This window comes from Actinocrinis sp., from assembly GCF_035650855.1.
Lineage (GTDB): Bacteria > Actinomycetota > Actinomycetes > Streptomycetales > Catenulisporaceae > Actinocrinis.
Window position 1 is genome coordinate 1 of the sequence record NZ_DASRGV010000124.1, and the last position, 4,765, is coordinate 4,765.

Genomic DNA, 4,765 nt, shown 5'->3' on the forward strand with positions numbered 1-4,765 from the left:
CACTGGTGGGGACCCGCCCGCCTCGAACTGGTGGTCTGCGAGGTGGACCTGCGGGTCGGCGGCGGCTATCGCTTCGTTTCGCGCGCCCCCGACGGGCAGGAGTTCGCCTTCCACGGCGAGTACCGGGTGATCGATCCGCCGCACAAGCTGGAGCAGACCTTCGTGTTCGATCCCGTGCCGGACCACTACGCGGTGGAGACGGCGGTGTTCGAGGAGGTGGAGGGCGGCACGATCGTGCACGGCCGCTCCGTGCACGACACGCTGATGGCCCGCGACATGCACCTGGCCAACGGCATGGAGAGCGGGATGACCGAGAGCATGGAGCGCCTTGACGCCCTGGTCGCCGCGGTGCAGGCGGCCTGACGGCGCACCACGATGGCACGCATGACCACCCACCCCCGGGCAGTGTGAACGTCCAACCGTAAACTGGCAGACGATCATGTAGCCGCCGGAGGGGAGCCACGGGCGTTGTCAGTCGATTCGGACGTCCGCCGGGACTCTCCTGGCGAGAAGCAGCACCGCCGGCTGTTCGGTCTGCATCCGCTTGATGTGCTGGCCCTGACTCTGCTGACCGCCGGCGTGCTGTGCGTGGTCACCGGCGGGCTCTCCAGGACCGAGACCTCCTCGATCCTGAACCGGATCCTGCCGCTGTTGCTGTTCCTCGGCACCGTGATCATCCTGGCCGAGCTGACCGGGCGCGCGCAGACCTTCGACGTGGTCGCGACGCGGTTGGCCATCACCGCCCGAGGCCGCTACAGCCTGCTGTTCGCGCTGTGTGTGCTGATGGCCGTCGTCACGACGGTCGGCCTCAACCTCGACACCACGGCCGTGCTGCTGACCCCGATCATGCTGGCCATGGCCGCGCGCGTCGGGCTGCCGCTGCTGCCGCTGGCGATGACCACGGCCCTGCTGGCGAACACCGCGAGCCTGCTGCTGCCGGTCGGCAACCTGACCAACCTGCTGGCGGCCGGCCGGGTCGCGCTCGGCCCGGTCGACTTCGCGGCGCGGATGGCCGCCCCGGAGGCCGCCAGCGTCGCCGTGACCATGGCAGTGCTCTGGCTCGGCTACTGGCGCAAGTCGCGGCGCGGCGGCGCGGACCGCTACGAGCTGCCGGAGCCGTTCCGGCCGCGGGACCGAGCGCTGTGCGCGATCGCCGGGGTGGCGTGTGTGCTGTTCGTCGCCGCGATCCTGCTGGGCGTCACGCTCGGCGTCGCGTCGGCGGTGGCCGCGGCGGTCACGGTGCTCGCGTTCGCGGTCCGCGAGCGCGAGGCGCTGCGCTGGTCGCTGCTGCCGTGGCGGCTGCTGGCCACGGTCACCGGCATGTTCCTCGTCGTGCAGACGATCACCGTGCACGGCCTCGGCACGCTCATCACGCACCTGGCCGGCAGCTCGAACTCGTATACCGGCCAGCTGCGCACCGCCGGAACGGGCGCGCTGCTGGCGAACCTGCTCAACAACCTGCCGGCGTACGTCGCGGGGGAAAGCGCGGTGCCGGTGGCGAACCACAGCCAGCTGCTCGCGCTGCTGATCGGCACGAACGCCGGCCCGGTGATCACCGCGTGGGCCTCGCTGGCGACGCTGCTGTGGTACGAGCGCTGCGCCGCGTTCGGCCTGACGATCCCGAAGCGCCGGATGCTGGTGAACGGAACGATCCTCGCGGTGGTCGCGGTTTTCGCCTCGACCACCGCGCTCGCCCTCACCGGCTGACGGTCGCACGTGAGTAGCGGTGGTAAGCCGAGCGCCCCTCAGACGCCGCGAATCGCAGCATTCTCACCAAAGCGCCGAGTGAGTGCCTTGAGATTGCGATCGAGCGTCGCGGTGTGGCCCATCACGTAGCGGGACACGAAGCGGAAAAGGGGGCTGTAGACCTCGCCGTCCTCGGTGACGGTGACGATGCAGCCGTCCGGCGCGGGCGCGATCTCGTAGGTCCAGGTGCCGCCGAACGGCAGGTCCGGATCGACGATGCGGGTGACCAGGCGGGTCGGGGCGATCGCTTCCGCCACCTCGAACGTGATCTTGTTGTGGCGGTCGTACTCACGCCAGCGCGTCCGCCCTGCCTGCTCGGGGAGCAGTTCGACCCGCATCAGGCCGGGCCTCCAGGCAGGCAGCCCCTCCACATCGGTGATGGTGTCCCACACCGCCTGCGGGGATTGCCCGAGTTGCACGCGGCGGCTGGCTTGGTGCTTCACCGGCAGCAGTCTGCCGGTCACCAGGACGACCGCGATGAGCATGACCAGCACGCCGAGCACGACCAGCGCCGCGAGCACCATCAGTTCTCTGCTTCCTGCAGCGTCCGCATCTGGATCAGCGTCAACAGGTTGCCTGCGGGGTCTTTCACCTGGGCCTTGACGACCCAGCCGTTGTCGGTGGGTGGCATGATCACGCTCCCGCCGAGCTCCTCGGCGTCTCGGAGAGCGGTGGCGAGGTCCGATACCGCGACGCCGAGGGTGACCGTGGCCTGATCGGCGTCGGTGATGGCCCCGCGCAGGCCGCTCGGCGTGTCGACCAGCGCGTATCCAGGCCCCTGCGGCTGGACCTTCCAGCCGAGCAAGGCGCCGTAGAAGCGGTGGAGGTCCTGCTCCCCCGGTCCGCAGATGTCGAAGTGGACGATCGCGTTCGGGCCGGGGCCGGCCGGTTGGTTCATGATGGCTCCTCACGGGTTGGGGGATCCTCGCCTGTCCCGCTGACCGGGAACTCGTGCTCCAGCAGCCGGACGAGGTGGCCCATGCGGTGCGCGGACGCCCGGTACAGCCGGTAGGTGCCCACGACCCGCATCTCGACCAGGCCGGTCTTGCGCAGGACTTTGAGGTGTTCGGACACGCTCGCCGCGGCCAGTCCCAGATGGCTCACCAGCTCGCCGGCGCCGCGCTCCCGGTTCCAGACCTGCCGCAGGATGTCCCTGCGGTGGCGGCTGGCGAGCGCCCGCAAGAGCTCGTCGAGTTCACCGGGTTCGTGCAGATCGTCGGGTCCGTCGGGCTCGTCAGGCTCGTGAAGTTCACCGGGATCGTCTTCGGGAGGCACGCCGACAGCCTATTTCGGTCTAACACGAAATAGCAAGGACCGCGCGGCACAACGCACGGCGCCCCCACCGCTGACGCGCAGTCAGCCGTGGGGGCGCCGGAGAACGCCGAGGTCAGCCCTCGAGGGCGGGGGCGACCTGCTTGACGAACAGCTCGATCCCGGACTTGTCGTACGCGGCCTCGCTGAAGTACAAGATCGCGTACGTCATGCCGAAGCCGCGGGCCTCGTTCAGCTTCTCCACGATCTGCTCGGGCGTGCCGACCAGCGGACCGTTGGCGAAGTTGTTGACCGTCTCCTCCAGCTTCGCCGGGGACAGGTGCGGCGCGTAGTGCTCCCGGATCCAGGCGAGACGGTCCTGCACGTCCTTCTCGGTCTCGCCGATCACCACGTTGTAGTTGCCCGAGCGCACGATCGCGTCGAAGTCGGTGCCCACCTCGCGGCAGTGCTCCGCCAGGATCTCCGACTTGCGCTTGAACACCTCGGGCGTCGCGTCGAAGTTGGTGTATTTGGCGTACTTGGCGGCGGTGCGCAGCGTCTTCTTCTCCCCGCCGCCGGCGATCCACAGCGGGATGCCGCCCTCCTGCAGCGGCACCGGCCGGGAGATCGCGCCGTCCACCTGGTAGTGCTTGCCATTGAGCGTCGCAGTGCCCTCAGTCCACAGCTGCCGCATGATCTGCACGCCCTCGTCGAGCATGCCGAGCCGGTCGCCCGCGGACGGGAAGCCGTAGCCGTACGCGCGCCACTCGTGCTCGTACCAGCCGCCGCCGATACCCATTTCGGTACGACCGCCGGAGATCACGTCGACGGTGGCGGCGACCTTCGCCAGGTACGCCGGATTGCGGTACGCCATGCACGTGCACATCTGACCGAGCCGCACCCGGCTGGTCGCGGCGGCGAACGCGGCCATCAGCGTCCACGCCTCGTGCGTGGCCTCGTCGGTGGGGACGGGCACGGTGTGGAAGTGGTCGTAAACCCAGATCGACTCGAACGGTCCGCTGTCGGCCGCGCGGGCGACTTCCAGCATTGCGTTCCACTGTGCGGCGGGGTCGATCCCGGTCAGGTCGAGCCGCCAGCCTTGCGGTACGAAGAGTCCTAAGCGCATGGCCCCACATTAGTAAGGAAGGTTCCGTAATAGCCACCGCGGCTTTCACGTGTTTCAGATAGCGGCCGCACGCCGACGAGACGATCGGCCGTTCCGGGCTTACCGGGGCTTTCCGAGGCTCATCCCTTGATGCGCTCAAGGCTCGCGGGTAGAGTGGCGGCCACCCCGAGACAACGTTGTCTCATTCCCACGGCGAGCCGAGACAACGTTGTCTCACTGTGGCGGACGACCGGCTGCCGTGGGTCTTGTGGGGCTGACCGAGGAGGAACCGCGTGCGTTCGCGTCCTTTTTCCCCAGCGCAGGCGAGACCGGCGCGTCCCAAGCGCCGCCGCCGTGTCGCCGCCGCGGCGTTCGCATTGGCCGCGCTGCTGCTGCCGGCGACCGCCTCAGCGGCGGGGGCCGATTCCACCGCCGCTTCCTACCAGGAGCCTTACCGGCCGCAGTACCACTACACGCCCGCGCAGAACTGGATGAACGATCCCAATGGCCTGATCTACTACCACGGCAAGTACAACCTGTTCTTCCAGTACAACCCGTCCGGCACGACCTGGGGCAACATCGAGTGGGGCCATGCGGTCAGCACGGACCTGGTGCACTGGGCCGAGGAGCCGGTGGCCGTCCCGCAGGACTCGAATGAGTTCG

Annotated in this window: 6 protein-coding genes and 1 pseudogene; 3 read left to right on the forward strand and 4 right to left on the reverse strand. The window is 69.0% G+C overall.

Going from position 1 to position 4,765, the window contains the following annotated elements; genetic code table 11:
- Positions 1–363, forward strand: a 363-nt coding sequence (locus VFB40_RS09930; protein ID WP_324849174.1) for an SRPBCC domain-containing protein, incomplete at its 5' end; no start/stop codon positions are given.
- A 105-nt stretch (positions 364–468) separates the two neighbouring features.
- Positions 469–1,707 carry an ArsB/NhaD family transporter gene (locus VFB40_RS09935; protein WP_324849177.1) on the forward strand — a complete coding sequence of 413 codons (1,239 nt, stop codon included), beginning with the start codon at positions 469–471 and terminating at the stop codon, positions 1,705–1,707.
- A gap of 38 nt (positions 1,708–1,745) precedes the next feature.
- Here the strand turns inward: VFB40_RS09935 and VFB40_RS09940 are convergent, their stop codons facing one another.
- The 4 genes from VFB40_RS09940 to VFB40_RS09955 form a co-directional block, all read right to left on the reverse strand.
- Positions 1,746–2,270 (reverse strand): SRPBCC family protein, encoded by a 525-nt coding sequence (locus VFB40_RS09940; RefSeq protein WP_324849179.1) that lies wholly within the window; start codon positions 2,268–2,270, stop codon positions 1,746–1,748.
- Complete coding sequence (locus VFB40_RS09945) at positions 2,270–2,644, reverse strand: VOC family protein (protein WP_324849181.1); 375 nt, start codon at positions 2,642–2,644, stop codon at positions 2,270–2,272. Before VFB40_RS09945 ends, VFB40_RS09940 begins: the two co-directional genes overlap by 1 nt.
- Entirely contained in the window at positions 2,641–3,021 is a 381-nt protein-coding gene (locus VFB40_RS09950; protein ID WP_324849183.1) for an ArsR/SmtB family transcription factor, read from the reverse strand. Before VFB40_RS09950 ends, VFB40_RS09945 begins: the two co-directional genes overlap by 4 nt.
- A gap of 112 nt (positions 3,022–3,133) precedes the next feature.
- A complete protein-coding gene (locus tag VFB40_RS09955) occupies positions 3,134–4,123 on the reverse strand; it encodes an LLM class F420-dependent oxidoreductase (RefSeq protein ID WP_324849185.1) in 990 nt (329 codons plus the stop codon).
- A 272-nt stretch (positions 4,124–4,395) separates the two neighbouring features.
- On the opposite strand from VFB40_RS09955, the pseudogene VFB40_RS09960 reads away from it, so the two are divergent.
- Positions 4,396–4,765: pseudogene (locus VFB40_RS09960) on the forward strand (glycoside hydrolase family 32 protein); the annotation flags it as partial.

Excerpts from the sequence above, each read along its gene's own strand:
- VFB40_RS09940 (WP_324849179.1), bottom strand. The coding sequence starts at position 2,270 with ATGGTGCTCGCGGCGCTGGTCGTGCTCGGCGTGCTGGTCATGCTCATC.
- VFB40_RS09955 (WP_324849185.1), bottom strand. The coding sequence starts at position 4,123 with ATGCGCTTAGGACTCTTCGTACCGCAAGGCTGGCGGCTCGACCTGACC.
- VFB40_RS09945 (WP_324849181.1), bottom strand. The coding sequence starts at position 2,644 with ATGAACCAACCGGCCGGCCCCGGCCCGAACGCGATCGTCCACTTCGAC.